Annotated in this window: 20 protein-coding genes and 1 tRNA gene; 13 read left to right on the forward strand and 8 right to left on the reverse strand. The window is 66.8% G+C overall.

What is annotated here, in order from left to right; genetic code table 11:
• Positions 1 to 33: 33 nt before the first annotated feature.
• Genes ACNH6H_RS14845 through hutC form a run of 5 tightly spaced genes read right to left on the reverse strand, consistent with a single transcriptional unit; the run spans position 34 to position 4,738 of the window.
• A complete protein-coding gene (locus ACNH6H_RS14845) occupies positions 34 to 1,428 on the reverse strand; it encodes a formimidoylglutamate deiminase (protein WP_418318711.1) in 1,395 nt (464 codons plus the stop codon).
• The gene (hutG, locus tag ACNH6H_RS14850) at positions 1,418 to 2,242 is read right to left on the reverse strand and encodes an N-formylglutamate deformylase (protein WP_418318712.1); all 825 of its coding nucleotides are present in this window, start codon (positions 2,240 to 2,242) and stop codon (positions 1,418 to 1,420) included. Before hutG ends, ACNH6H_RS14845 begins: the two co-directional genes overlap by 11 nt.
• Entirely contained in the window at positions 2,239 to 3,441 is a 1,203-nt protein-coding gene (gene hutI, locus ACNH6H_RS14855) for an imidazolonepropionase (RefSeq protein WP_418318714.1), read from the reverse strand. The genes hutG and hutI overlap by 4 nt, the downstream gene beginning before the upstream one ends.
• On the reverse strand, positions 3,438 to 4,022 hold the full coding sequence (locus tag ACNH6H_RS14860) for a HutD family protein (RefSeq protein ID WP_418318716.1): 585 nt from the start codon (positions 4,020 to 4,022) through the stop codon (positions 3,438 to 3,440). The genes hutI and ACNH6H_RS14860 overlap by 4 nt, the downstream gene beginning before the upstream one ends.
• Positions 4,019 to 4,738 (reverse strand): histidine utilization repressor, encoded by a 720-nt coding sequence (gene hutC, locus ACNH6H_RS14865; RefSeq protein ID WP_418318718.1) that lies wholly within the window; start codon positions 4,736 to 4,738, stop codon positions 4,019 to 4,021. The genes ACNH6H_RS14860 and hutC overlap by 4 nt, the downstream gene beginning before the upstream one ends.
• A 145-nt stretch (positions 4,739 to 4,883) precedes the next feature.
• On the opposite strand from hutC, the gene hutU reads away from it, so the two are divergent.
• From hutU to ACNH6H_RS14900, 7 genes are all read left to right on the forward strand, one after another.
• Positions 4,884 to 6,620, forward strand: a complete 1,737-nt coding sequence (hutU, locus tag ACNH6H_RS14870) for a urocanate hydratase (protein WP_418318720.1) — start codon at positions 4,884 to 4,886, stop codon at positions 6,618 to 6,620.
• Positions 6,613 to 8,202, forward strand: coding sequence for a histidine ammonia-lyase (gene hutH / locus ACNH6H_RS14875; RefSeq protein ID WP_418318722.1), 1,590 nt, complete (start codon positions 6,613 to 6,615; stop codon positions 8,200 to 8,202). The genes hutU and hutH overlap by 8 nt, the downstream gene beginning before the upstream one ends.
• Before the next feature lie 44 nt (positions 8,203 to 8,246).
• Positions 8,247 to 9,206 (forward strand): ABC transporter substrate-binding protein, encoded by a 960-nt coding sequence (locus ACNH6H_RS14880; protein ID WP_418318724.1) that lies wholly within the window; start codon positions 8,247 to 8,249, stop codon positions 9,204 to 9,206.
• Between the two features lie 26 nt (positions 9,207 to 9,232).
• Positions 9,233 to 10,108, forward strand: a complete 876-nt coding sequence (locus ACNH6H_RS14885) for an ABC transporter permease (RefSeq protein WP_418321336.1) — start codon at positions 9,233 to 9,235, stop codon at positions 10,106 to 10,108.
• An 870-nt stretch (positions 10,109 to 10,978) separates the two neighbouring features.
• On the forward strand, positions 10,979 to 11,770 hold the full coding sequence (locus ACNH6H_RS14890) for an ABC transporter ATP-binding protein (RefSeq protein WP_418318726.1): 792 nt from the start codon (positions 10,979 to 10,981) through the stop codon (positions 11,768 to 11,770).
• 124 nt (positions 11,771 to 11,894) lie between these two features.
• Complete coding sequence (locus tag ACNH6H_RS14895) at positions 11,895 to 13,322, forward strand: coniferyl aldehyde dehydrogenase (RefSeq protein WP_418318728.1); 1,428 nt, start codon at positions 11,895 to 11,897, stop codon at positions 13,320 to 13,322.
• A 58-nt stretch (positions 13,323 to 13,380) separates the two neighbouring features.
• The gene (locus tag ACNH6H_RS14900) at positions 13,381 to 14,343 is read left to right on the forward strand and encodes a class I SAM-dependent methyltransferase (RefSeq protein ID WP_418318730.1); all 963 of its coding nucleotides are present in this window, start codon (positions 13,381 to 13,383) and stop codon (positions 14,341 to 14,343) included.
• 45 nt (positions 14,344 to 14,388) lie between these two features.
• Here the strand turns inward: ACNH6H_RS14900 and ACNH6H_RS14905 are convergent, their stop codons facing one another.
• From ACNH6H_RS14905 to ACNH6H_RS14915, 3 genes are read right to left on the reverse strand one after another with little or no spacing between them, the layout of a single operon-like run.
• Positions 14,389 to 15,459, reverse strand: a complete 1,071-nt coding sequence (locus ACNH6H_RS14905; RefSeq protein WP_418318732.1) for an aldo/keto reductase — start codon at positions 15,457 to 15,459, stop codon at positions 14,389 to 14,391.
• Between the two features lie 43 nt (positions 15,460 to 15,502).
• On the reverse strand, positions 15,503 to 17,434 hold the full coding sequence (locus ACNH6H_RS14910; protein WP_418318733.1) for an acyl-CoA synthetase: 1,932 nt from the start codon (positions 17,432 to 17,434) through the stop codon (positions 15,503 to 15,505).
• Positions 17,435 to 17,437: 3 nt separating this feature from the next.
• On the reverse strand, positions 17,438 to 17,947 hold the full coding sequence (locus ACNH6H_RS14915) for an N-acetyltransferase family protein (RefSeq protein WP_418318734.1): 510 nt from the start codon (positions 17,945 to 17,947) through the stop codon (positions 17,438 to 17,440).
• 80 nt (positions 17,948 to 18,027) lie between these two features.
• Between ACNH6H_RS14915 and ACNH6H_RS14920 the strand changes: the two genes are divergently transcribed.
• From ACNH6H_RS14920 to ACNH6H_RS14945, 6 genes are all read left to right on the forward strand, one after another.
• Positions 18,028 to 18,972 (forward strand): alpha/beta fold hydrolase, encoded by a 945-nt coding sequence (locus tag ACNH6H_RS14920; RefSeq protein ID WP_418318736.1) that lies wholly within the window; start codon positions 18,028 to 18,030, stop codon positions 18,970 to 18,972.
• 64 nt (positions 18,973 to 19,036) lie between these two features.
• A protein-coding gene (gene prfB, locus ACNH6H_RS14925) for a peptide chain release factor 2 (protein ID WP_418318737.1) occupies positions 19,037 to 20,141 on the forward strand; the annotation gives its coding sequence in 2 pieces (ribosomal slippage) (positions 19,037 to 19,117 and positions 19,119 to 20,141; 1,104 coding nt in all).
• 135 nt (positions 20,142 to 20,276) lie between these two features.
• Complete coding sequence (pepN, locus tag ACNH6H_RS14930) at positions 20,277 to 23,006, forward strand: aminopeptidase N (protein WP_418318738.1); 2,730 nt, start codon at positions 20,277 to 20,279, stop codon at positions 23,004 to 23,006.
• Positions 23,003 to 24,022 (forward strand): class 1 fructose-bisphosphatase, encoded by a 1,020-nt coding sequence (locus tag ACNH6H_RS14935; RefSeq protein WP_418318740.1) that lies wholly within the window; start codon positions 23,003 to 23,005, stop codon positions 24,020 to 24,022. The genes pepN and ACNH6H_RS14935 overlap by 4 nt, the downstream gene beginning before the upstream one ends.
• 29 nt (positions 24,023 to 24,051) lie before the next feature.
• Positions 24,052 to 24,127 (forward strand) — tRNA-Thr (locus ACNH6H_RS14940).
• Positions 24,128 to 24,204: 77 nt separating this feature from the next.
• Positions 24,205 to 25,674, forward strand: a complete 1,470-nt coding sequence (locus ACNH6H_RS14945; protein ID WP_418318741.1) for a potassium/proton antiporter — start codon at positions 24,205 to 24,207, stop codon at positions 25,672 to 25,674.
• Positions 25,675 to 25,679: the final 5 nt, after the last annotated feature.

Raw genomic sequence — 25,679 nt, forward strand, 5'->3', positions numbered from 1 at the left:
TTGCAGAAGCGCGAAATCTACCGCGACCGCGGCTCAGGCCGGGCCATCCCACAAGTCGGTGACGGCCTGCGCAAAACGCGTCGCGATTGCCTGCCGCCCTGGGTGGGCATGTTCACGGATCACCCAGCTGCCGGCCACCATCACATCGCGCCACGGTGCCGACGGGCTCGAAAAAACCAGCGCGTCGAGGCAGCGCGACGGCGGCATGCCGAGCAGCGCAGGCGACTGCGGGTCGGCAACCAGCAGGTCGGCCCGCGCGCCGGCCAGCAGCCCCCAGCGGCTGCGCCCGGCAGCCTGGCCGCCGCCGGAGACGATGCGATCGAACAAACGGGCCGCGGTTGACGGCTGGCCCGATTCCGGAGCCGCCGCGACATTGCGCCTGCGCTGGGTCAGCCGCTGGCCATATTCGAGCCAGCGCAGTTCCTCGAGCACGTCGCGCGCAACATGGCTGTCCGAACCGATCGCGATCGGAACGCCTTGGTCGAGCCAGCCGACGACGTCGGTCAGGCCGTCACCCAGATTCGCTTCGGTGGTCGGGCAGATCACGACACCGGCGCCGCTCGCGGCGACCGCCTCGACTTCTGCCGGCACCACGTGGGTCGCATGGACCAGCTGCCAGCGGGCGTCGAGGACCTGCTGGCCGGCCAGCCATTCGATCGGCCGCTGGCCGGTTGCGGCGACGCAGTCGTCGACCTCGGCGGTCTGCTCGGCGACATGGACATGGATAGGCCCGGCGAAATCGGCGGCCAGCTCACGCAGGCGATGGATCGATTGCGGCGCCGCCGCGCGCAGCGAGTGGATCACCAGCCCGGCGTCGAGCATCGGCCGGCCGCTGGCCGCGATCGTCCGCGCGGCGGCCCAGACATCGTCGGCGCCAGCGCGGAAGCGCCGCTGGTCGTCGCGCAGCGTCGATTCCCGAAAGCCGGCGCGTTCGTAGATCGCCGGCATCAGCGTCAGGCCGATGCCGGCTTCGGCGGCGCCATCGGCAATTGCCCAGCCCATCGTCAGCGGATCGTCGTAACGCCGGCCGTCGACGCGGTGCTGCAGGTAGTGGAATTCGACCAGCTGCGTATAACCACCGTGCAGCAGTTCGAGCGCGAGCTGGGCCGCCACCGCACGCAGCGCCTCCGGGCCGATGCGCAAGGCGACGCCGTACATGCGGTCGCGCCACGACCAGAAGTCATCGGCCGCCGATTCACGCCGTTCGGCGAGGCCGGCAAAGGCGCGCTGGAAAGCATGGCTGTGTGCATCGACCAGACCGGGCAGCGCCGGGCCGGCGAGCACCTCGGCACCGTCAGGCGCCGCCGACAGATCGGTCGTGATCGAGGCCCAGTTGCCGTCGGCGCCGACCTCGAGCAAGACGTTCTCACGCCAGCCGCCCGGCAGCCAGGCGCGTGGCGCCCACAACAACTTCCGTTCAGTGGCCATCGGGCGTCCAGTCGAGCGTCTCCTGCAGCAATCGACGCAACAGCGGCTGTACCTTGCGCAGCCGCGCCGGGTCGGTGCGGAATGGTGGCTGTTCGGCCATGTAGGTCGACCAGCACATCTCCATCTGCACCGCATGCAGACCATCGGACGGGCGGCCGTACTGACGGGTGATGTGGCCGCCCTTGAAGCGGCCGTCGACGACCTGGCTGAAATCCTGCTGCCCATCGAGCACCGCTTTCAGCCGGTCGCGCAGCGCCGGCGCGCAGGCCGCGCCATTCGCGGTGCCGAGGTTCAGCTCGGGCAGACGGCCCTCGAACAACCACGGCAGTTCGCTCTTGATGCTGTGGCCGTCCCACAGCACCGCATGGCCATGCGCCGCCTTCAGCCGCGCCAGTTCGCCCGCCAGCGCCTCGTGGTACGGGCGCCAGTAGGTCTCGACGCGCTCGGCGATCTGCGCCGCATCGGGTGCTGAGCCATCGCGGTACAACGGGTCGCCGGTGAAGAAGCGAGTCGGGCACAACTCGGTGTTGTTGACACCCGGGTACATCGGCGCATTGCCCGGCGGGCGGTTCAGGTCGATGACAAATCGCGAATAACGCGGCTTCAGCACGCTGGCGCCGAGTTCATTGGCGAATGAATAGACCTCGTCGAGCAGCCAGTCGGTGTCTTCGACATCGAGTGCGCGCGGCACATACAGGGGTTTCAGTGCGTCCGGAATCAGCTGCCCGATGTGCGGCAGGCTGACCAGCAGCGGCGCCGTTCCCTGGTGCAGCGTGAAGACCTCGCCGTTCGATGGCGCTTGCTGAGTGTTCATTCGACCTTTTCTCCTCCACTGATCACCTGCTTGACCGGGTCGCGCCCGATCCAGTAGCACAGGTCGCGTGGATGCCCGGTTTCCCAGGCGACAAAATCGGCGCGCTGGCCGACCGCAAGCCGGCCACGATCGCCGAGCCCGAGGGCGCGCGCGCCATTGAGCGTCATGCCGCGCAGCGCTTCCTCCGGCGTCATCCGGAACAGCGTGCAGGCCATGTTCAGCACCAGCAGCGGTGCGAGCAACGGCGCCGAGCCCGGATTGTGGTCGGTTGCCAGCGCGATCGGCACCGCCGCGTCGCGCAAGGCCTGCACCGGCGGCAAGGTCTTTTCGCGCAGGAAATAGAACGCCGCCGGCAGCAGCACCGCGACCGTGCCGGTCTTGGCCATCGCGGCAATGCCGTCGCTGCCGAGGTATTCGAGGTGGTCGCACGACAACGCGCAGAACTGCGATGCCATCGCCGCGCCGTGCTGGTCGCTCAACTGTTCGGCGTGCAGCTTGACCGGCAGACCGAGCTGGCGGGCGGTCTCGAAGACGCGCCGTGTTTGTTCGGTCGTGAAGCCGATGTTTTCGCAAAAGGCATCGACCGCATCGACCAGCCCTTCCGCGGCCAGCGCCGGCAGCCAGCTGCAGACCGCATCGATATAGTCGTCAGCGCGGCCGGCAAATTCCGGTGGCAGCGCATGGGCCGCCAGGCAACTCGTCTTCACCGTCAACGGCAGTTCGCGGCCGAGCCGCCTGGCGATGCGCAGGCAGCGGGCTTCATGTTCGGCGCTCAGGCCGTAGCCGGACTTGACCTCGAGCGTCGTGACGCCCTGCATCAGCAGCGCGCGCGCGCGGTTCAGCGCCAGCGCATGCAGTTGCCGATCACCAGCTGCGCGGGTCGCCGCGACAGTCGATGCAATGCCACCGCCACGGCGTGCGATCTCTTCGTAACTCGCGCCCTCGAGCCGCAACTCGAATTCCTCGGCGCGGTCGCCGGCGTAGACGAGGTGGGTGTGGCAATCGACCAGGCCGGGCGTCAGCAAGGCGCCGGCCAGATCGTGCTCCTCGGCCGCATTCAGCCCTTCGGGCAGCTGGGTGTCGGCACCGATCCAGACGATCTGGTCACGTTCGCAAACAAGCGCGCCACGTTCGAGCAGGCCCCAGCCGCGGTCGTCGGCCAGCGTCGCGAGCGTGGCGTTGCGCCAGATGGTCTTCATTGCCGGATCTCCGAATGGTTGGTGGCCAGCCACCAGCCGGGCGGACCGGTTGGCGCTTCACTGGCAGGGACGGGGTCGAAGCGCAACCCGGCAGGTGCGCTGTCGAACCATACCAAGGATTCGGCCGGCAGATCGATGCCGCCGCAACGGCCGGCGACCGCGGTGTAAAGGCCGCAGGCGTCTGCTGCCGGCGCCCAGTCGTCGCCGGCGCGCACCGCTTCGACGCGGCCAGCGGCGCCGCGCAACATCAGGTTCAGGGCCAGCGCGCGGCCGCCGAGCAGCCGGCACGAGGTCGGCGCGCCGCCGTCGAAGCGCAGCGTCGGATCGCCGACCCGCAGCCGGTGCAGCGTCGCCGCGCCGGCGTCTCCGATCGTCAGTTCGACGCCGTTGCCGGCGATCACCGTAAAGTGGCGTGTCACGCCTGGAAATTCGGAGAACGGGCCGTCGGTTTCGATCTCGGCGACCGCGATGCGCACGCGCCAGTCGGCGCTGTCCGGTCGCAGCAGTAATTCGCGCACTGCGCCACCACCGTTTTTCCAGCGCTGCGCTGCGACGGCGTCGCGGCGGATCACGACGCTCATGGGCTGAAACTCCCTTGCAATTGGTAGCGACTGCCCGGATGAACCAGCCGCGCCAGCGTGATCGGCACGCCGCCGAAAATCGTCCGGCGGACGATCACCAGGCAGGGTTCGGCCGGCGCCAAAGCGAGCAGCCGCGCCTCGTCGGCCGATGCGGTGCCGGCCTCGATCGTGTACTGCGCATCCCAGATCGGCGCCACCTCGAGCAGATAACGGGTCGGTGTCTTCGCGGTGAAATCGTTGGCCAGATAGTCGGGTGCAGCCGCCGGGTTGACATAGCGGTCTTCGCACTGCAGCGGCACGCCGTTGTCGTGGTGGACGATCAGCGTATGGAAAACCGGCGCCTGCGGCGCGATGCCGAGCTGCAGCGCGAGCGCGGCATCGGCAGGCTCCTCGCGCTGCAGATGGACTTCGGCATGGTGGCGATGCCCACGCGACTCGATTTCCTCCTGCAGGTCGCGGATCGTCAACGTCGACGAAACCCGGTGCAACTGCGCGGCGAAGGTGCCGACACCTTGCACACGGTCGATCAGGCCTTCGGACTGCAGCTCGCGCAGCGCGCGGTTGACGGTCATCCGGCTGACGCCGAACTGTGCGACCAGCTCGGCTTCGGACGGCATCAGCACGCCGGGCAGCCATCGACCCTGACCCAGTGCCTGCTTCAGGTGCTGCTTGACACGCTGGTAGGGCGGCACGGCGGCACGGGTGGCGGTATCCATCGCGACAGTCTAGATTCTTGCCCCTGTCTAGACAAGTCCACGAGACAGTTCGCGGCCTCGGGATTGCCCTGAGGCGGGAGGCTTGCATGAGCTTGTCTAGACAAGTACAGTCGAATTCATCGCTGCCGTTTCCAAGGAGCCCGTCATGACCGACCTCTCGACGCCCGCCCGCGCCGGATCCGCTTCATCTGCTGCCTCCGGGCCGCGTCCGGTGCGTGCCCCGCGCGGCAGTGCATTGAGTTGCCGCAGCTGGCAGACCGAGGCCGCATTCCGGATGATCCAGAACAACCTCGATCCGGAAGTGGCCGAGAACCCCGATGCGCTGGTCGTTTATGGCGGCATCGGCAAGGCAGCACGCAATTGGGAATGTTTCGACGCGATCCTCGACAGCCTGCGCAAGCTCGGCGACGACGAATCGCTGCTGGTCCAGTCGGGCAAGCCGGTTGGTATCTTCCGCACCCATGCCGATGCGCCGCGGGTGCTGATCGCCAACTCGAACCTGGTTCCGCAGTGGGCGACCTGGGAGCATTTCAGCGAGCTCGACCGCAAGGGCCTGATGATGTACGGCCAGATGACCGCCGGCAGCTGGATCTACATCGGCAGCCAGGGCATCGTGCAGGGCACCTACGAAACCTTCGTCGAGGCCGGCCGGCAACACTATCAAGGTGATCTGGCAGGCCGATGGATCCTGACCGCAGGCCTCGGCGGCATGGGCGGCGCGCAGCCGCTGGCTGCCAGCTTTGCAGGCGCCTGCTCGTTGACGATCGAATGCCAGCAAAGCCGCATCGATTTCCGGCTGCGCAGCCGCTACCTCGACGAGCAGGCGAGCGACCTCGACGATGCGCTGGCGCGCATCAAGAAATACACGGCCGAGAAGAAGGCGGTGTCGATCGGGCTGCTCGGCAATGCCGCCGAAATCGTTCCGGAGCTGGCGCGCCGCGTGCAGCAGGGCCAGGCGCCGCGGCCAGATCTCGTGACCGACCAGACCAGTGCACACGACCTGCTGAACGGCTACCTGCCGGCCGGCTGGAGCGTCGAGCGCTGGCGCGCCGCGCAGGCCGATCCGCAACAGCACGAGGCGCTGCGCGACGAGGCCGCGGCGAGTTGCGCAGTGCATGTGAAGGCGATGCTCGACTTCAAGGCGATGGGTGTGCCGACGGTCGACTACGGCAACAACATCCGCCAGGTCGCCTTCGACCGCGGGGTGCGCAATGCCTTCGATTTCCCCGGTTTCGTGCCGGCCTATATCCGGCCGCTGTTCTGCCGCGGCGTCGGGCCGTTCCGCTGGGTTGCCTTGTCCGGCGACCCGGAGGACATCCGCAAGACCGACGCGAAGATGAAGGAGCTGTTCCCGGACAACACCCATCTGCACCGCTGGCTCGACATGGCCGGCGAGCGCATCGCGTTCCAGGGACTGCCGGCGCGCATCTGCTGGATCGGCCTCGGCGAGCGGCACTGCGCCGGCCTTGCGTTCAACGAGATGGTGAAAAGCGGCGAGCTGAAGGCGCCGATCGTGATCGGCCGCGACCACCTCGATTCGGGTTCGGTTGCCAGCCCGAACCGCGAAACCGAAGCGATGCGCGACGGCTCCGATGCGGTGTCCGACTGGCCGCTGTTGAATGCCTTGCTGAATACCGCCGGCGGCGCGACCTGGGTCAGCTTCCACCATGGTGGCGGTGTCGGCATGGGTTATTCGCAGCATGCCGGCGTCGTCATCGTCTGCGACGGCAGCGATGCGGCAGCAAGACGCATCGAACGGGTGTTGTGGAACGACCCGGCAACCGGCGTGATGCGCCATGCCGATGCCGGCTACGACGAGGCGGTCGCCTGCGCCGCCGAACACGGCCTGCAACTGCCGATGCTGGCCGGCCGCGATGGCTGAGCCGCAATCGCTGCTGGTCCGTCCCCGCCAGTTGTCGCTCGACGATCTGCAGGCCATCCACGGCGGCGGCGTCACGCTGCAGCTCGATCCGGCGGCCTGGCCGGCCATCGACGCCAGCGCGGCGGTCGTGCAACGCGCGGCCGCCGGCGATGCACCGGTCTACGGTGTCAATACCGGCTTCGGCAAGCTGGCGTCGACCCGCATTGCGGCCGACGAGCTGACCGATCTGCAGCTCAACCTGATCCGCTCGCACAGCGTCGGCGTCGGCGCGCCGCTGCCGGCGCCGGTGCTGCGGCTGATGTTGGCGCTGAAGGCGGCGAGCCTGGCGCGCGGTTATTCCGGTGTCCGCCCGGAGGTGGTGCGTTGTCTGCTGGCGGTGCACGACGCAGGGCTGTTGCCATATGTGCCATGCCAGGGTTCGGTCGGCGCATCCGGCGATCTGGCACCGCTTGCGCACCTGACGATGGCGCTGATCGGCGAAGGCGAATTTGTCGAATTCGATGCTGCAGGAAGCGGCGCCTTCAGCCGCAGGCCGGCCGCCGAGGTGTTGCGCGAACGCGGCATCGAGCCTTTGCAGCTGCAGGCCAAAGAGGGCCTCGCGCTGATCAACGGCACCCAGGTCTCGACGGCAATCGCGCTGCATGCGCTGCTCAGCTTCGAGCCGGTGCTCGAAGCCGCATTGGTCGTCGGCGCATTGACGGTCGATGCCGCGCGCGGCAGCGATGGCCCGTTCGAGGCGCGCATCCACCTGCTGCGCGGCCAGCCCGGGCAGATCGACGTCGCCCAGTATTACCGCCGACTGCTCGCCGGCAGCGAGATCCGCCAGTCGCACATGGATGGCGACGACCGCGTGCAGGACCCGTATTCGCTGCGCTGCCAGCCACAGGTCGTCGGCGCCTGTCTCGACCAGCTGCGCCATGCGGCGCTGGTGCTGGTCCGCGAGGCGAATGCGGTGACCGACAATCCGCTGGTGTTTGCCGGCAGCGGCTCCAATCCGGATGCGATGGTTTCCGGGGGCAACTTCCACGCCGAGCCGGTCGCACTGGCCTGCGACGCGATGGCCGTCGCGATCGCCGAGGTCGGCGCGATCGCCGAGCGCCGCATCGCGATGCTGATCGATGCCGGCGTCTCGCGGCTGCCACCGTTCCTGACCGCAGATGCCGGGCTGAACAGCGGTTTCATGATTGCCCATGTGACGGCGGCGTCGCTGGCCAGTGAAAACAAGTCGATGGCGCATCCGGCCAGCGTCGACAGCCTGCCGACCAGTGCGAACCAGGAGGACCATGTCTCGATGGCGACCTTCGCCGCGCGCCGGCTGCTGCCGATGATCGACAACACCGCGCACATCCTCGGCATCGAATTGCTTGCGGCGGCGCAGGGCATCGAATTCCTGCGTCCGCTGCGCAGTTCGGCAGCGCTCGAATCGGTGCATACACTGTTGCGGGAAACGGTGCAGGAGATGCACCATGACAGGTATCTGGCGCCCGATATCGCCCATGCATCGGCGCTGGTCAAGGACGGCTCGCTGGCACGCATCCTGCGCACGCTGCCCGAGCTGCCGGTGTTGTGGATCCCCGCCTGAACCCCGCGCACCCACCCCTCGTTTTCCACCAGGAGCCCAAGAAGATGATCAAGAAATTCACCGCGCTTGCCGTGGCCGCCGCATTGACCGCATTCGGCGCCACCGCTGCGCAGGCGCAGGACACCAAGGTCACGGTCGCGATTTCCGGCTGGACCGGTTTCGCGCCGCTGACGCTGGCGAAGGAGGCCGGCCTGTTCAAGAAACACGGCCTCGACGTGACGATCAAGAAGATCCCGCAGAAGGACCGCCACCTGGCGATTGCCTCCGGTGACGTGCAATGTGCAGCAACCACCGTCGAGACCTGGATCGTCTGGAATGCGAATGGCGTCGAGACGACGCAGATCTTCCAGCTCGACAAGAGCTTCGGCGCCGACGGCATGGTCGTCAAGCCCGGCATCACGAAGATCTCGGATCTGAAAGGCAAGACGGTTGCTGCCAGCGCACCGGGCACCGCACCGTATTTCGCGCTGGCCTGGATGCTGAAGAAAAACGGCTTGACCATCAAGGATGTGTCGGTCGTCAACCTCGAGCCGCAGGCGGCCGCCAATGCGATCGTTGCCGGCACCTCCGGCATCGACGCCGCGATGACCTACGAGCCTTATCTGAGTGCGGTGCGCGCCAAGCCGGAAGCCGGCAAGATCATCGCGACGACGCTCGACTACCCGATGGTGATGGATACCTTCGGCTGCACGCCGAAATTCCTCGCCGACAATCCGAAAGCCGCGAAGGCACTGGCCGATGGTTATTTCGATGCGGTCGCGATGATCAAGGCCGAACCGAAAAAGAGCTTCGAGATCATGGGCGCCGACGTCAAGCAGACCGCCGAGGCCTTCGAGAAGAGCCAGGCCTATCTGCGCTGGCAGGACCGCGCGGCCAACGAAAAATTCTTTGCCGGTGAACATGCGGCATTCAGCAAGGAAGCCGCCGATCTGCTGCTCGAGGCCGGCATCATCCGCAAGATCCCGGACCTGAGCAAACTCGCCGATACGAGGTTTCTGAAGTGAGTTCTGCGCGCCCGTTGACCACACCGGTGGCGCCGGGCGCATCCGGCGCCGGTGAGCGGCCGACCCCGGTCGCCGCTGCGCCCGGCGCTGCGACGCCACGACGCCGGCGCCGCGCGCGCCGGCTGAAGCCGTTGACCCCGGTGGCGCCGGGCACGCGCGTCGTGCTCGGCATCTCGTTCTTCGTGTTGTTTGTTGCCGTCTGGTCGGCAGTGACCTTCGGCGGCGTGGTGCCGAAAACCTTTCTCGCCGATCCGCTGGCGATGCTGGCCAGCGGCTGGCGGCTGTTTGCCGAGTTCGATTTCGCGCACGACGTCGGCATGACGGTCTGGCGCGTCGTCGGCGGCTTCGTGATCGCCGCGCTGATCGCCTTGCCGCTCGGCGTTGCAATGGGTGCCTACAAGCCGATCGAAGCCTTCTTCGAGCCCTTCGTCAGTTTTGCCCGCTACCTGCCGGCCAGCGCCTTCATCCCGCTGCTGATCTTATGGGCCGGCATCGGCGAGGCGCAGAAGCTGGCGCTGATCTTCATCGGCAGCTTCTTCCAACTGGTGCTGATGATCGCGGTGACGGTCGGCAATACCCGCCGCGACCTCGTCGAGGCCGCCTATACGCTCGGCTGCAGCGACGCAAGCCTGGTGCGCAGGGTACTGATCCCGGGCGCCGCACCGGAGATCGCCGAGATCCTGCGCATGGTGCTCGGCTGGGCCTGGACCTACGTGATCGTCGCCGAACTGATCGGTGCCTCGAGCGGCATCGGCCACATGATCACCGACAGCCAGTCGCTGCTCGCAACCGACCAGATCATCTTCGGCATCATCGTCATCGGCCTGATCGGCCTGGCCAGCGACATGCTGTTCAAGTGGGTCAACCGCAAGGTATTTCCGTGGGCGGCATTGGGGCGGTGAGATGAGATCCGGACTGGGTCGGTTCGCATGTCTGGCGCGCCCGTCTGCGCGCGGCCTTGAGCGGCCGTCCAGTGCCTGGGCCGTGGCAGACTTTGTAGGAGGGGCTTCAGCCCCGATTCGGGGATCTTGGCCGTGCGCATGCCCTTGGAATTGCATGCCAAGACCGAGCGGCGCGGCAGGCGGCACCCGGTCGTGGCTCATGATGCGGCGGTCCTCGCTGGCGCTCGGACTGCGCTGCGATGCTCGGTCCAGGGTCGCGCGGCGGAACTCGCTACGTTCGCTGCGCTCACTGCGCTCGGACAACCGCCGCGAGTATGTTTGTCGATGCTCGCTGCGCTCGCCGACCCTGAACCTCCGCTTCTCGCCGCCGCATAAATCGCCCCGCCCGGGAACCGCCTGCCGCGCAGTGACGCTGGTGAACTTCGTCGAAGTCCTCGGTGCTGCCGCAAAGGGGCGGGCGGGTGGCTGCTGGCGCGCATATGCGCAGCCGAGAAGCACAGGGCTTGTGGCCCGCGAGCGCAGCGAGCATCAACAACTGACTTGTCGCGGACTGTTTGAGCGTAGCGAACGCAGTGAGCGCAGCGAGTTTCCGCGACGGGCCACAAGGCCGAGCATCGCAGGGAACCCGAGCGCCCGGCGCGAGGGCAAGCATCTAAGCGCAAGCGGCCGCCCGACCGCGCCTTTGCTCTCTCGGTTGATGGGAAGTAATGAGTCGGAACGGTCTGCCGCGCCGCTGCGTCGTGGCATGTGGCATAAGCCCGAATCGGGGCTGAAGCCCCTCCCACAAAAGTCCGCGCCACATGCGAGCTCAAAGGCCGCTCCGGCCCGGAGCGAGCCGTCCGAACTGCCTGGACGCTTGGAGTACAAGCTTTGACCAACATCCTCTCGATCCGCGGCGTCGAGCGCCGCTTTGCCAATGCCAATGGTTCGACGCTGGCGCTGCAGGCGACCGATCTTGAGGTCGCGGAGAATGATTTCATCACCATCCTCGGCCCGAGTGGCTGCGGCAAGAGCACGCTGCTGCGCATCGTCGCCGGGCTCGACCAGCCGACCGCCGGCGAGGTGCTGCTCGACGGTCACCACATCGATGAGCCGGGGGCCGACCGCGGCATGGTGTTCCAGAGCTATACGCTGTTTCCGTGGCTGACGGTGCGTGACAACGTCTGCTTCGGGCTGCGCGAACGTGGCTGGCCGCGCGCGCGGCAACTCGAGGTTGCGCAGGGTTATATCGAGAAGGTCGGCCTGCGCGGCTTCGAGAACCATTATCCGAAGCAGTTGTCCGGCGGCATGCAGCAGCGCGTCGCGATTGCCCGTGCGCTGGCCAATGATCCGCGGATGCTGTTGATGGACGAGCCGTTCGGCGCGCTCGACCACCAGACCCGCGAGCTGATGCAGGAACTGCTGCTCGGCATCTGGGAGGCCGAACGCAAGACGGTGCTGTTTGTCACCCACGATATCGACGAGGCCGTCTTCATCGGCAGCCGCGTCGTCGTGATGAGCGCGCGGCCCGGCCGCATCAAGCTCGATCTGCCGGTGCCGCTGCCGTATCCGCGCCATTATTCGATCAAGACCAGTCCCGAATTTGCGGCGCTGAAGGCCGACCTGACCGAGCAGGTGCGCACCGAGGTGCGCGCGGCGCAGGAGATGGCGGCCGTCGATTGATCCTGGCGCGGCACCGGTTTCGGCAAACCGTGTACCGTGGGGCAGTCCGCCTGAACCAATTCGTTGCAGGCCGGCTCGAACCAGTCGAGCAGGCACTGCTTGCAACCGGACCGATGCCATGGACATGAAAAGCAAACCCGACGCCGCGGCGATTGCCGCCTCATTGAGATCGACGCTGGAGTTGCAGCGCGCTGCCTATCATGCCGACCCGGTGCCCGACCTGGCTCAGCGCAAGGCCGATCTGAAGACCTTGCAGCGCTTCGTGCGCGACCACAAGCAAGCCTTGTGCGACGCGATCCACGCCGATTACGGCAACCGCTCGCGGCATGAAACGATGCTGGCCGAGATCTTTCCGGTCATCGATGGCATCGACCATGTGCTCAAGCGCCTGCGCAGCTGGATGAAGCCCGAGCGCCGCGCGGTCGACCTGCGCAATTTTCTTGGTGCCACCAATGTGGCGATCCCGCAGCCGCTCGGTGTCGTCGGCGTGATCGTGCCGTGGAATTTTCCGCTCAACCTCAGCCTCGTTCCGCTGACCTACATCTTCGCCGCCGGCAATCGGGCGATGGTCAAGATGAGCGAGAACTCGCGCCACCTCGCGAAGCTGCTGATCGAGCGGATGCCGGACTATTTTCCGCCGGAGAAGCTGCAGTTTTTCGACGAGACCGGCGGGGTCGGCGTCGAATTCTCGAAGCTGCCGTTCGACCACCTGCTGTTCACCGGCTCCGGTGCGACCGGCCGTGCGGTGATGGCAGCGGCGGCGAAGAACCTGTGCCCGGTGACGCTGGAACTCGGCGGCAAGGCGCCCGCGATCCTGTGCGACGACTTTCCGCTGCGGCTGGCCGCCGAGCGCATCCTGTTCGTCAAGTTCCTGAATGCCGGGCAGATCTGCACCAGCGTCGATCACCTGTGGATGCCGGACGCCGGCATCGTCGAGTTCGTGCGCGAGGCGCGGCAGATCGTCGCCGCGCGGTATCCCAGCCTGGCCACGGCGGATTACACGTCGATCATCGACCAGCGCTCGTTCGATCGGCTGCTGGCTGCGCTCGACGATGCCCGCAAGCGCGGCGCGACGGTGGTCCAGCTGATCGACGGGCCGGCGTTCGATGCGGCCTCGCGAAAAATCGCGCCGTGCATCGTCCTCGACGCGCCCGACGAAAGCGAGTTGTGGCAGCGCGAGATCTTCGGCCCGATCCTGCCGATCCGCGGCTACCAGGATCTCGAGCAGGTGATCGCCGCGGTCAATGCCGGGCCGCGCCCGTTGGCGATCTATCCGTTCAGCAACGACGAAAAAACCGTGCAGATGCTGCTCGACCGCGTGATGTCCGGTGGCGTTTCGGTCAACGATGCCCTGTTCCATGTCGGCCAGCACGACCTGCCGTTCGGCGGAGTCGGGGAATCGGGCATGGGCCACTATCACGGCAAGGAGGGTTTCACGACCTTCTCGAAGCTGCGCCCGGTTTTTTACCAGGCACGTTTTTCGACGCTGAAATTCCTGATGCCGCCGTATGGCCGCTTTGCCGATAGCGTGCTGTCGTTCCTGACCCGCTGAGCGCGCGGCGGCGCAGCAGGCGGGCGGGGCGACGCGCTGGCCGCTGAGATAATCGGCCATGCTCTGGACGCGCCCCACCGACAGCCTCGAACACCGCCGCCGCGACCTCGCGCGCCGCCTGCACAAGCTGCACCAGGTCTTCGAGGTGCCGTCATTGCAGCGCGAGCGCATCGGCGTCTCGCAGGTGGTCGCGTATTACGAGCATTGCCACGACGCCTACCGCAAATACCACTCGTCCGAGGGGTCGGTGCATCTGGCGCTGAACGATGGCGACCGCTTCGATCCTGACGGTTTCCATGGCCAGCTGCGGCGGATGGAACAGAGCTGGACGCAGGCGGCCGCGGCGCCGCGCGACGTGCTCGAACTGGCATTCGGCCAGGGTTTCAACCTGAACTATCTGGCGCCCCGCCATCCCGGCATCCATTTCACCGGGCTGGACCTGACGCCAGTCCATGCGCAGATCACCGCCGAGCGGCTGCAGCGCAACAAGCTGTCGAATGTCAGCCTGACGCTCGGCGATTTTCACCATCTGCCGTATGCCGATGGCAGCTTCGACCATGTCTTCACGATCGAGTCGCTTTGTTATGCGACCGATCTGCCGCGGGTGCTTGGCGAGGTCGCGCGCGTGCTGCGGCCGGGCGGCGCGTTCACGATCTTCGACGTCTACCAGCCGCGGCCGAACCCGGATACCGACGCCGACAGCCTGCTGGCGGCCGAACTGATCGCGCGCGGCATGGCGCTGGAGCGCTGGCAACTGCTCGACGAACTGCTGGCCGGCGCCGATACCGTCGGGCTGCAGCCGGAGCGGCGCGCCGTCCTCAACGACCAGATCCTGCCCGACCTGCGCCGGCTCGAGCGCATCACCGGCGCGATCATCCGTTTTCCGTGGCTGGGTCGCCGCGCGCTGGCCAGGCGCAGCCCGCTGCGCGGACGCAATATCCTCGCCGGCTACCTGATGCGCTGCGTGATGCAGGCGAGGATCCTCGAGTACCACCACCTGCTGCTGCACAAGCCGGCGTGACGCCGGCCTGGCCGCAGCGGCGCTGCTCCCGGTAGCGCTGGTGCCTTACTGCGCCGGATCCCGGTACTGCTTGCGGATCGCGTCGATCTCGCCCAGCAGTTCGTCCGACAACTTGGTGCCGAACGAGCTGATGTTCTCGTACAGCTGCTGCACCGTCGTCACGCCGATGATCGTGCTGGCGACCCGCCACGACTGCGCGCAGTAGCCGAGCGCGAGCTGGGTCGGCGTGATGCCGTGCCGCTTGGCGAGCGCGTTGTATTCGCGCGCCGCGGCCAGCGCCTCCGGGCGTGTCCAGCGCGACTGCTTCATCGAGTCGAAGATCGCCAGCCTGCCCGGCTTGTTGTCGTCGTCGGCAATGCCGACATCGTCGTATTTGCCGGTCAGCGCACCAAAGGCCAGCGGCGAATAGGCGAGCAGCGATACCTGGTGGCGGAACAGCACCTCATCAAGGCCGTTGTCGACCGAGCGGTTGGTCAGCGCATACGGGTTCTGCACCGTCGCGATGCGCGCCAGGCCATGCCGTTCTGCCAGGTGGACAAATTCGCAGACGCCCCACGGCGTCTCGTTCGACAGCCCGATCGCGCGCACCTTGCCGGCCTTCACGAGGCCGTCAAGGGCCTGCAACTGCTCGAGGATCGGCGTCTGCTCGCGTTCCTTGGCCGGGTCGAAATAGACCGCGCCGAAGGTCGGCGCATTGCGGTTCGGCCAGTGGATCTGGTACAGGTCGATGACGTCGGTGCGAAGCCGCTGCAGGCTGTCGTCGCAGGCCTTGACGATGTCGGCCGGGCTGAGGTCGAGGCTGCCGTTGCGCACCCAGTCCATGTTGCGTGCCGGGCCGGCGACCTTGGTCGCCAGCACGACACGTTTGCGCATCGCCGGGTTGGCGGCAAACCAGTTGCCGATGATGCGTTCGGTCGCGCCATAGGTCTCGGCCCGCGTCGGCACCGAATACATCTCGGCGGTATCGATGAAATTGATGCCGCCCTCGACCGCGCGCTCGAGGATGGCATGCGCAATCGCTTCGTCGACCTGCTCGCCGAAGGTCATCGTGCCGAGGCAGATCGGCGACACCTGCAGCTCGCTGCGCCCCAGCTGGACCGGTTTGAATGTGCTCATGGCGGCAGTTTAGAGGCTGGCGTGCGGGCCGGTCGGGGGATCCTCAGCGTCCGCCCGCAGCAGCGGCGGCCGCCGCCCGCTCTTCTTCCTGCAGCCGCAACACCCGCCGCTGCACCTTGCCGGTGGTCGTCATCGGCAATACATCGATGAATTCGATCTCCTTCGGATATTCATACGGCGCCAGCCGGCCGCGCACATGCTGTTGCAGGTCTTCGATCAGCGCGTCGCTGGCCGAATGGCCGGGAGCGAGCACGACATAGGCCTTGACCAGTGCGCCGCGCGCCGGATCGGGTTTCGGCACCACCGCGGCATTGGCGACCGCCGGATGCTTGACGAGGCAATTCTCGATCTCGCTCGGCCCGATGCGGTAGCCGGCGACCTTGAAGATATCGTCGCTGCGGCCCTGGTACCAGAGGTAGCCGTCGTCGTCCATCACTGCGGTATCGCCGGTGCGGCACCAGCTGTTCGACGGGTCGCCGGTAAATTTGCCGCGGGTCGCGTCGTCGTTGCGCCAGTAGCCGAGGAAGACGATCGGATCGGGCTCGCCGTGGATATCGAGCCGATGCAGCGCGACGTCACCCGGCGTTCCGCGCGGGCACTCCATGCCTTCGTCGTCGATCACCGCGATCCGATGGCCGGGGTAGGGCCGGCCCATGCTGCCGGGGCGGGCTGGCCAGCCGACGCCGTGGCCGTGGCGCCGGTTGTTCATCGCGCAATTGCCGACGATGTAGTTGATCTCGGTCTGGCCGAACATCTCGTTGACGGTGACGCCGAGTTGCTGTTCGCAGAACGCGAATACCGCATCGCCGACCGCCTCGCCGGCGCTCATGATCGCCTGCAGTTCGAGCCGGTAGCGCTCGCGCGGGTTGGGCACTGCCTTCATCATCGCCTTCAGCGCGGTCGGGAACAGAAAGGTGTGGGTCACCCGGTAACGCTCGAGCAGCTCGAACGCCTTCTCGGGCGAAAAGCGGCCCTGGAAGGCGACGATCGCACGGCCGAAATAGAGGGTCGGCAGCAGGGCGTCCATCAGGCCGCCGGTCCAGGCCCAGTCGGCGGGGGACCAGAAGACGCATGGCGTCTTCTGATCCCCGCCGACTGGGCTTTGCCCTGAATTCACGCCCCCCATCTCCCGCTCCCTCTTCCCCGGGGGAAGAGGGCCTGCGTGGCCCATCTCCCTGGCCCTCTTCCCCGAGGGAAGAGGGACTGAGGTGCCGGACTCTTGCGTTGTCCTCCCTGAGGGAACAGGGTCTGTGCCGCGCAGGGGGTCGAAGCCAAACCAGTTCTGGCTGCAGATGAAGCCGGTCAGGTTGCCGATCAGCGCGCGTTGGGGGAGGAGGGCGCCTTTGGCGGGGCCGGTGGTGCCGCTGGTGTAGATCAGGATCGCCGGGTCTTCGGCGGTGGTGGCGACGCGGGTGAAGCTGTCGGGATGGGCTGGCAGCGAGCGGTCCCAGTCGACGTCGCCCTGGCCTTGGGCGCCGCCGACCGCGAGCACGGTCTTCAGCTGCGGGCACTGCGGGCGCGCCGCGAGCAGGTTGGTGATCGCGCTTTCGTCGACGATTGCCAGCGTCGCCTCGCTGTTCTGCAGCCGGTATTCGAGTGCTTCGGGGCCGAACAGCATCGCCAGCGGCATCGCGACCGCACCGAGCTGGTGGATCGCGATGTGGGCGACCGCGGTTTCCGGCCGCTGCGGCATCACGATCGCGACCCGGTCGCCGCGCTGCACGCCGAGGTTGCGCAGCAGACCGCTCAGCCGGTTCGCATCGCGCTGCAGATCGGCATAACTGATGCGGCGGCGCTCGCCGGCTTCGGTTTCATGGTGGATCGCCGTCGCATCGGGCGTGTCGCGCGCCCAGCGGCCGCAGCAGGCCTCGGCGATGTTGAAGTCCGGAGGCACCAGCCAGCGGAAGTTGCCGTGCATCGCCGCGTAATGGTCGGCTGCTGCCGGCGCGGCGGAGGCGTCGTGCTGCTTCGCCATCGTTCAGCTCCGCGCGTAGCGTTGCAGCGATTCGCCGGTGATCCGGCAGATCCGCCAGTCGGGCATCACGACCGCACCCATCTTTTCGTAGAACGAAATCGCATTGGCATTCCAGTCGAGCACGCTCCATTCGAAGCGGCCGCAGCCGCGTTCGACGGCCAGCGCGCCGAGGTGCTGCAGCAGCGCCTTGCCGATGCCGCACTGGCGGTGCGCCGGCTGGACATAGAGGTCTTCGAGGTAGAGCCCGGGTTTGCCGAGAAAGGTCGAAAAATTGCTGAAGAACAGCGCGAAGCCGACCACCGCACCGTCGCGCTCGGCCAGCACCGCCTCGGCGGCCGGACGCGCGCCGAACAGCTGCTCGCGCAGGCTCTCAGGCGTCACGACGACCATGTGCTCGAGCTGCTCGAATACCGCCAGCTCACGGATCAGGCCGACGATTGCCGCGCAATCGGCAGCAGCGGCCGGACGCAGCATGAAGCCGCTTTTTCTGGTGTCTTCAAGAGTCTGGGTCATTGGCGGATTGTCGCGCTGCCGCAGCCGCGCGGCGATTGGTGCAAACGCAGGTTTTGCCGGCGTTGCCTTAGAGTCCAACCATGTCTGCCGAACCCCAAGCTTCAGCTGCTGCGCCTTATCTCGAGCGGCGGCGTGCCCGCAGCATCTTTCTCGAGCTGCGCGGCTTGCGCCTGCACCTGCTGGTCTGGGGCGACGCCGCGCTCGCCAGCGAAGCACGGCCGAGCCTGCTGATGCTGCACGGCTGGATGGACGTCGGCGCATCGTTCCAGTTCGTCGTCGATGCCTTCGCCACTGATCGGCACATCGTCGCGCTCGACTGGCGCGGCTTTGGCCAGAGCGACCGCTCCGGCGCCGACAGCTACTGGTTTCCCGACTACCTCGGCGACCTCGATGCAATCGTCGACAGCTTGAGCGCGCGCGGCGAACTGAGCCCGGCGATCGATCTGCTCGGCCACAGCATGGGTGGCAATGTCGCGATGTTCTACGCCGGCATCCGGCCGCAGCGCATCCGCCGGCTGATCAACCTGGAAGGTTTCGGTCTGCCGGCGACCGAGCCGGGCCAGGCGCCTGGGAGGTATGCAAAGTGGCTCGACGAATTGAAGCAGCCGCCGGGGCTGCGCCGCTACGACAGCCTCGATGCAGTGGCCGAAAGACTGCGCAAGACGAATCCCCGGCTGCCGCCGCAGCGTGCCGCCTGGCTGGCCGGGCACTGGGCGCGGCAGGCGGCCGACGGGTTGTGGGACATCCTCGGCGATCCGGCGCACCGACGTGTCAACCCGGTGCTGTACCGGCGCGACGAGGCGCTGGCCTGCTGGGCCGCGATCAGCGCGCCGCTGCTGTGGGTCGAGGGCGCGTTGACCGACATGAAGCGGTTCTGGGGCGAGCGCTACCCGCGCAGCGATTTCGAGAGCCGGCTTGCCGTCGTGCCGCAGGTCGAGCGCGAGGTGATCGCCGACGCCGGGCACATGCTGCACCACGACCAGCCGCGGGCGCTGGCCGAGCGGATCGAGCGCTTCATCGGCTGAACGCCGGGGCGCGCGCCGGCGGCATGCAAAAATCGCGGTTTTCCCGCAGCCGAAGGAGTGCCCCATGGACGTCGAACACATCAATTCAATCGGCAACCGCATCGCTGACCTGAGCGAGCGTACGCAAGCTCTACGGGGGTATCTTTGACTACGATCGCAAAGCTCTGCGACTGAACGAGGTCAACGCCGCGCTGGAGAATCCCAAGGTCTGGGATGAGCCGAAACGTGCGCAGGAGCTCGGCCGCGAAAAGCGCCTGCTCGAAACCGTCGTCGAGAAGATCGACCACCTGACCAGCAACCTCGCCGACAACACCGAGCTCTACGAGATGAGCAAGGCCGACGGCGACATCGACGGGCTGAAGGCGATCGAAGCCGAGGCCGATGCGCTGGAGGCGACGATCAAGGACCTCGAATTCCGCCGGATGTTCAACAACCCGGCCGATCCGAGCAACTGCTTCATCGACATCCAGGCCGGCGCCGGCGGCACCGAGGCCTGCGACTGGGCGCAGATGCTGCTGCGCCAGTACCTGCGCTACTGCGAGCGCAAGGGTTTCAAGACCGAGGTGATGGAGGAGACCGAAGGCGACGTCGCCGGCATCCGCAGTGCGACGATCAAGGTCGAGGGCGACTATGCATTCGGCCTGCTGCGCACCGAAACCGGCGTGCACCGGCTGGTGCGCAAGAGCCCGTTCGATTCGTCCGGTGGCCGCCACACCAGCTTCGCCAGCCTGTTCGTCTATCCGGAAGTCGACGACAGCATCGAGATCGAGATCAACCCGGCCGATGTGCGCACCGACACCTTCCGCGCCAGCGGCGCCGGCGGCCAGCACATCAACAAGACCGATTCGGCGGTGCGGCTGACGCACATTCCGACCGGTATCGTCGTGCAGTGCCAGAACGACCGTTCGCAGCACCGCAACCGCGACGAGGCCTGGCAGATGCTGCGTTCGCGGCTGTACGAACACGAGATGCGCAAGCAGCAGGAAGCGCAGCAGAAGCTCGAGGACACGAAAACCGACGTCGGCTGGGGCCACCAGATCCGCAGCTATGTGCTCGACAACAGCCGCATCAAGGATCTTCGCACCGGCTTCGAGGTGTCTGCGACGCAGAAGGTGCTCGACGGGGATCTGGATGGTTTCATCGAGGCCAGCCTGAAACAGGGTATCTAACCAAGCTCGGTCTCGCTTTACAAGAAAGCGAGCCGAGCGATGCGCTTTTCAAGCCACTCGCAACGGCCGGGTCTCCCGGCCCGATGCGAGGCGCCCCTCGGGGGCAGGAGCGCAGCGACTGGGGGGCAAATGAACATGCGTGAAGGAACCGGAACGCTGATCCGGCGCGAGGACTACACCGCGCCGGCCTACTGGATCAGGTCGGTCGATCTGACCTTCGACCTCGATCCGGAGAAGACGCTGGTGATCAGCCGGATGCAGGTCGAGCGCAACGAGGCTGTGCCGCCGCAGCCGCTGTGCCTGCACGGCGAGGACCTGAACCTGATGCGGGTGCAGGTGAACGGCGACAGCGTCTCGTTCCGACACGACAACGGCATGCTGCTGATCGACAGCGCGCAGGGGCTGCCGTCCGGCCCGTTTTTGCTCGAGATCCGCAATACCTGCGCACCGGTGCGCAATACCCAGCTGTCGGGGCTGTACACCTCGAGTGGCGGCTTCTTCTCTCAATGCGAGGCCGAAGGTTTCCGGCGCATCACCTATTTCCTCGACCGGCCCGACGTGATGGCGGTCTACAGCGTCACGATGCGCGCCAACAAGGCGTTGTATCCGGTGTTGCTGTCGAACGGCAACCTCGTCGAGCAGGGTGATCTCGACGGCGGCCGCCATTTCGCGAAATGGCACGACCCGTTCCCGAAGCCGAGTTATCTGTTTGCGCTGGTTGCCGCCGATCTGGTTGCTCGCGAGCAGCACATCCGCAGCCGTTCCGGCAAGGACCACCTGCTGCAGGTCTATGTGCGCCGCGGCGACCTCGACAAGACCGAGCATGCGATGAACTCGCTGATCGCCAGCGTCGTCTGGGACGAGGCGCGCTTCAACCTGCCGCTCGATCTGGAGCGCTTCATGATCGTCGCGGTCGGCGACTTCAACATGGGGGCGATGGAGAACAAGGGCCTGAACATCTTCAATACGAAGTATGTGCTGGCGACCGCGGCGACGGCGACCGACGCCGACTTTGCCGGCATCGAAAGCGTCGTCGGCCATGAATATTTCCACAACTGGACCGGCAACCGCATCACTTGCCGCGACTGGTTCCAGCTGAGCCTGAAGGAGGGTCTGACGGTTTTCCGCGACCAGGAATTCAGCATGGACATGACCGGCCCGGCGAGCGGGCCCGGTGCCGCGAAGGCGGCGACCGCCCGCGCGGTCAAGCGGATCGAGGATGTGCGCAACCTGCGGCAGATCCAGTTTCCGGAGGACGCCGGAACGATGGCGCATCCGGTGCGGCCCGACCAGTACATCGAGATCAACAATTTCTATACGCCGACCGTCTACGAAAAAGGCGCCGAGGTCGTCCGCATGATGCAGACGCTGGTCGGCCGCGACGGTTTTGCCGCCGGCATGAAGCTTTATTTCGAGCGCCATGACGGCCAGGCGGTGACCTGCGACGACTTCGCGAAGGCGATCGCCGATGCGAACCCGGGCAGCGAACTGGCGCCGCGCCTCGACGCCTTCAAGCGCTGGTACCGGCAGGCCGGCACGCCGCGCCTGACCGCCAGCGGCGAATACGATGCGGCGGCGCGGCGCTACACGCTGACGCTGCGCCAGGGCCACGAGACCAGCGCCGGGCTGCCGCTCGTCGAGCCGATGGTGATTCCGCTGCAGCTCGGCCTGCTCGGTGCCGACGGCGCTGCGTTGCCGTTGCGGCTTGCCGGCGAGGCGCCGGCCGACGCGACGCCGCCGACCGAACGGCTGCTGGTGATCGACCAGCACGAAACCGTGCTGCAGTTCCAAGGCCTGGAGCAATCGCCGGTGCCGTCGCTGCTGCGCGGCTTTTCCGCACCGGTGATGCTCGAGGACGGGCTCGACGATGCCGCACTGATCGTGCTGCTGCGCCACGACAGCGATCCGTTCAACCGCTGGGAAGCAGGCCAGCGCCTCGCACTTGAGCGCTTGATCGCCGCGGTGCGCGCTGACGGCCCGGTCGCGCTGCAGCTCGACGATGAATTTGTCGATGCAATGCGCCGCCTGCTCGACGACGAGCAGATCGAGCCGGCCTTCAAGGCGCTGGTGCTGACGCTGCCGAGCGAAGGCTATGTCGCCGAGCAGTTGAGCCCGGTCGATCCGCAGCGCATCCACGCGGCGCGCGAATCGATGCAGCTGCAGCTTGCGCAGGCGCTGGCCGATGGCTGGGAGCGGGTATTCGAGGCGAATCGCGTCAGCGGGCCGTACCGGCCCGACGCGGCGTCGGCCGGCAAGCGTTCGCTGGCCAACCTCGCGTTGTCGATGTTGTGCCTTGCGGCCACCGCCAGCGGCGACACCGTCTGGCCCGGCCGCGCCTTCCAGCGCTTCAAGGATGCAACCAACATGACCGACCGTTTCGGCGCGCTGGCAGCGCTGGTCGATTCGCATGCCGAGCTGGCGCAGCCGGCACTGGAGCGCTTCCACCAGCTGTTCCGCAACGAGCCGCTGGTGATCGACAAGTGGTTTGCGCTGCAAGCCTCGGCGTCGGAGCGCGACGGCAAGGTATTCGCCCGCGTCAAGACGCTGCTCGGCCATTCCGACTTCACGATGAAGAATCCGAACCGGGCGCGCAGCCTGGTCGCGGCATTCTGCAGCGGCAATCCCGGCGCCTTCCATCGCCAGGATGCGGCCGGCTACCGCTTCTGGTCCGACCGCGTGCTCGAGCTCGATGCGATCAATCCGCAGATTGCATCGCGGCTGGCGCGGGCGATGGACCGCTGGGCGCAACTCGCCGAACCCTACCGCAGCGCCGCACGCGAGGCGATCGAGCGCGTTGCCGGCAAAACCGACCTCTCCAACGATGTGCGCGAGATCGTCACCCGCGCACTGGAACACGACCGATGAAAAATACCGTCAAACCGATCAGCCTGACCCAATACCTGGTCGAGCACCAGCGCCGCAATGGCAGCATCCCGGGCGACCTGCGGCTGCTGATCGAGGTCGTCGCGCGCGCCTGCAAACGCATCAGCATCGCCGTCAACAAGGGCGCGCTCGGCGATGTGCTCGGCTCCGCCGAGACCGAAAACGTGCAGGGCGAGGTGCAGAAGAAGCTCGACGTGATCGCCAACGAGGTGCTGATCGAGGCCAACGAATGGGGCGGCCACCTCGCGGCGATGGCCAGCGAGGAGATGGACGATATCCACATCGTGCCGCACCGTTATCCGCAGGGCGAATACCTGCTGCTGTTCGATCCGCTCGACGGCTCCAGCAACATCGACGTCAACGTCAGCATCGGCACGATCTTCTCGGTGCTGAAGAAGCTCGACAACGGCGTCAAGGTCAGCGAGGCCGATTTTCTGCAACCAGGCCGTCAGCAGGCCGCCGCCGGCTACTGTGTTTATGGGCCGCAGACGACGCTGGTGCTGACCTTCGGCGACGGCGTCGCGATGTTCACGCTGGACCGCGAGCAGGGCTCGTTCATGCTGACGCACGACAACGTGCGGATCGCGCCCGACACCGCCGAATTCGCGATCAACATGAGCAACAAGCGGCATTGGTCGGCGCCGATGAACCGCTATATCGACGAATGCCTGGCCGGCAAGGAAGGCCCGCGCGGCAAGGATTTCAACATGCGCTGGATCGCCAGCATGGTCGCCGACGTGCACCGCATCATGAGCCGCGGCGGCATCTTCATGTACCCCTGGGACAAGCGCGAACCGGAAAAGGCCGGCAAGCTGCGACTGATGTACGAGGCCAATCCAATGGCCTTCCTGATCGAGCAGGCCGGCGGCGCCGCCACCAACGGCAAGCAGCGCATCCTCGACCTGCAGCCGACCAAGCTGCATGAACGCGTCAGCGTGATGCTCGGCTCGAAAAACGAGGTCGATACCGTCACCGCCTACCACCGCGAGGCGGGCTGAACCAACGGGTTATAATCTTGGGCTTGCGTGCCGGTGTAGCTCAGTTGGTAGAGCAGCTCATTCGTAATGAGAAGGTCGGGGGTTCGACTCCTCTCTCCGGCACCACCATTTAGACGAAGGCCTGATCCTGCAAGGGACCAGGCCTTTTTCCTTTCGACGCCCGGGCGCTCGAACCTCGCCGCATGGAGACCCTCAGCCTGCCCCTGTTCGCCGCCGCCGCGCTGGTCTTCATCAGCGTGCTGGCCGGGCTGTTTTCGACCCGGGTCGGGTTCTCGTTCCTGCTGGTTTTTCTGTTCGCCGGCATTCTTGCCGGTGAGGATGGTGTTCTCGGCTACCGCTTCGATGATTTCGGGCTGAGCTTCTGGGTCGGCAACGTTGCGCTGGCGGTGATCCTGCTCGACGGCGGCTTGCGCACCGCTTATGCGACGTTTCGCACCGGGCTGAAGCCGGCGGCACTGCTCGCCACCATCGGCGTGCTGATCTGTGCCGGCATCACCGCGCTGGCCGGCGTCTGGTTCGTCGGGCTCGACTGGCAGACCGCGCTGCTGCTCGGCGCGATCGTCGGCTCGACCGATGCGGCGGCGGTGTTTGCGCTGCTGACACGCTCCGGCGTGACGCTGAACGAGCGTGTCGCCGCGACGCTGGAGATCGAATCCGGCGTCAACGATCCGATGGCGGTGTATCTGACGCTGGCGCTGATCGCGCTGCTCGGCACGGCGCTCGGCGGGTCGATGTCGGGTGCGTCGACCACATCGACGATCGTGGTCGGCTTCGTGCAGCAGTTCGGCTGGGGTTCGCTGGTCGGCGTGTTGTGCGGCTTTGCGATGGCCGCGCTGCTTCACCGCATCGAATCACGCGACGCCGGCGGCGGCGTCACTGCGCTGCTGATCGTTGCCGCCGGGCTGTCGGTGTTCGCGGCGACCGGTCTGCTCGGCGGTTCCGGCTTCCTCGCGGTCTATCTGTTCGGGCTGATCGTCGCGAACCGCGCGGCGCGCATCGTCATTCCGACGCTGGCGCCGATGGACGGTTATGCCTGGCTTGCGCAGGCGGTGATGTTCCTGCTGCTCGGCCTGCTGGTGACGCCATCGACGATGTGGCAATCGGTCGAATCGGGCCTGGTCATCGCGGCGACGCTGATCCTGGTCGCGCGGCCGGCGGCGGTCTGGCTTTGCCTGCTGCCGTTTCGCTTCACGCCGCGCGAGACCTGGTTCATCGCGTGGGTCGGGCTGCGCGGCGCGGTGCCGATCGTGCTGGCGCTGTTCCCGCTGCTGGCCGGTACGCCGCAGGCCTATCTGCTGTTCAACATCGCCTTCGTCGTCGTCCTGGCCTCATTGCTGATCCAGGGCTCGACGATCGGCCTGGTGGCCCGTCGCCTCGGTGTCGCCTTGCCCGACCCGGCCGATGAACGGCAGCACCGTGCAGTCTTCCGCGACTTCGTGCTCGACCCGGGCACGCCGGTCAGCGCGGTGTGCGAGTTCTACGGGCTGCCGGCGCCGGACGATGCATCGGCAACGCTCGGCGACTGGATGGCAGCCGAAATCGGCCGGCCGCCGGTCGCCGGAGATACTGTTGCGCTCGGCACGGCGACGTTTGTGATTCGCGAGATGGACGGCGCCCGCATCGTTGCGATCGGGCTTGGGCTGCGCGATTGAGCGGC

It is taken from the genome of Pseudideonella sakaiensis (assembly GCF_048320135.1).
Lineage (GTDB): Bacteria > Pseudomonadota > Gammaproteobacteria > Burkholderiales > Burkholderiaceae_C > Ideonella_A > Ideonella_A sakaiensis_A.

Bases quoted from the DNA above. Each gene is read 5' to 3' on its own strand.
- pepN (WP_418318738.1), top strand. From the start codon at position 20,277: ATGCGTGAAGGAACCGGAACGCTGATCCGGCGCGAGGACTACACCGCG.
- ACNH6H_RS14935 (WP_418318740.1), top strand. From the start codon at position 23,003: ATGAAAAATACCGTCAAACCGATCAGCCTGACCCAATACCTGGTCGAG.
- hutG (WP_418318712.1), bottom strand. From the start codon at position 2,242: ATGAACACTCAGCAAGCGCCATCGAACGGCGAGGTCTTCACGCTGCAC.
- ACNH6H_RS14860 (WP_418318716.1), bottom strand. From the start codon at position 4,022: ATGAGCGTCGTGATCCGCCGCGACGCCGTCGCAGCGCAGCGCTGGAAA.
- ACNH6H_RS14905 (WP_418318732.1), bottom strand. From the start codon at position 15,459: ATGAGCACATTCAAACCGGTCCAGCTGGGGCGCAGCGAGCTGCAGGTG.
- ACNH6H_RS14920 (WP_418318736.1), top strand. From the start codon at position 18,028: ATGTCTGCCGAACCCCAAGCTTCAGCTGCTGCGCCTTATCTCGAGCGG.
- ACNH6H_RS14915 (WP_418318734.1), bottom strand. From the start codon at position 17,947: ATGACCCAGACTCTTGAAGACACCAGAAAAAGCGGCTTCATGCTGCGT.
- ACNH6H_RS14900 (WP_418318730.1), top strand. From the start codon at position 13,381: ATGCTCTGGACGCGCCCCACCGACAGCCTCGAACACCGCCGCCGCGAC.
- ACNH6H_RS14910 (WP_418318733.1), bottom strand. From the start codon at position 17,434: ATGGCGAAGCAGCACGACGCCTCCGCCGCGCCGGCAGCAGCCGACCAT.
- ACNH6H_RS14895 (WP_418318728.1), top strand. From the start codon at position 11,895: ATGAAAAGCAAACCCGACGCCGCGGCGATTGCCGCCTCATTGAGATCG.
- ACNH6H_RS14845 (WP_418318711.1), bottom strand. From the start codon at position 1,428: ATGGCCACTGAACGGAAGTTGTTGTGGGCGCCACGCGCCTGGCTGCCG.
- hutI (WP_418318714.1), bottom strand. From the start codon at position 3,441: ATGAAGACCATCTGGCGCAACGCCACGCTCGCGACGCTGGCCGACGAC.
- hutU (WP_418318720.1), top strand. From the start codon at position 4,884: ATGACCGACCTCTCGACGCCCGCCCGCGCCGGATCCGCTTCATCTGCT.
- hutC (WP_418318718.1), bottom strand. From the start codon at position 4,738: ATGGATACCGCCACCCGTGCCGCCGTGCCGCCCTACCAGCGTGTCAAG.
- hutH (WP_418318722.1), top strand. From the start codon at position 6,613: ATGGCTGAGCCGCAATCGCTGCTGGTCCGTCCCCGCCAGTTGTCGCTC.
- ACNH6H_RS14945 (WP_418318741.1), top strand. From the start codon at position 24,205: ATGGAGACCCTCAGCCTGCCCCTGTTCGCCGCCGCCGCGCTGGTCTTC.
- ACNH6H_RS14880 (WP_418318724.1), top strand. From the start codon at position 8,247: ATGATCAAGAAATTCACCGCGCTTGCCGTGGCCGCCGCATTGACCGCA.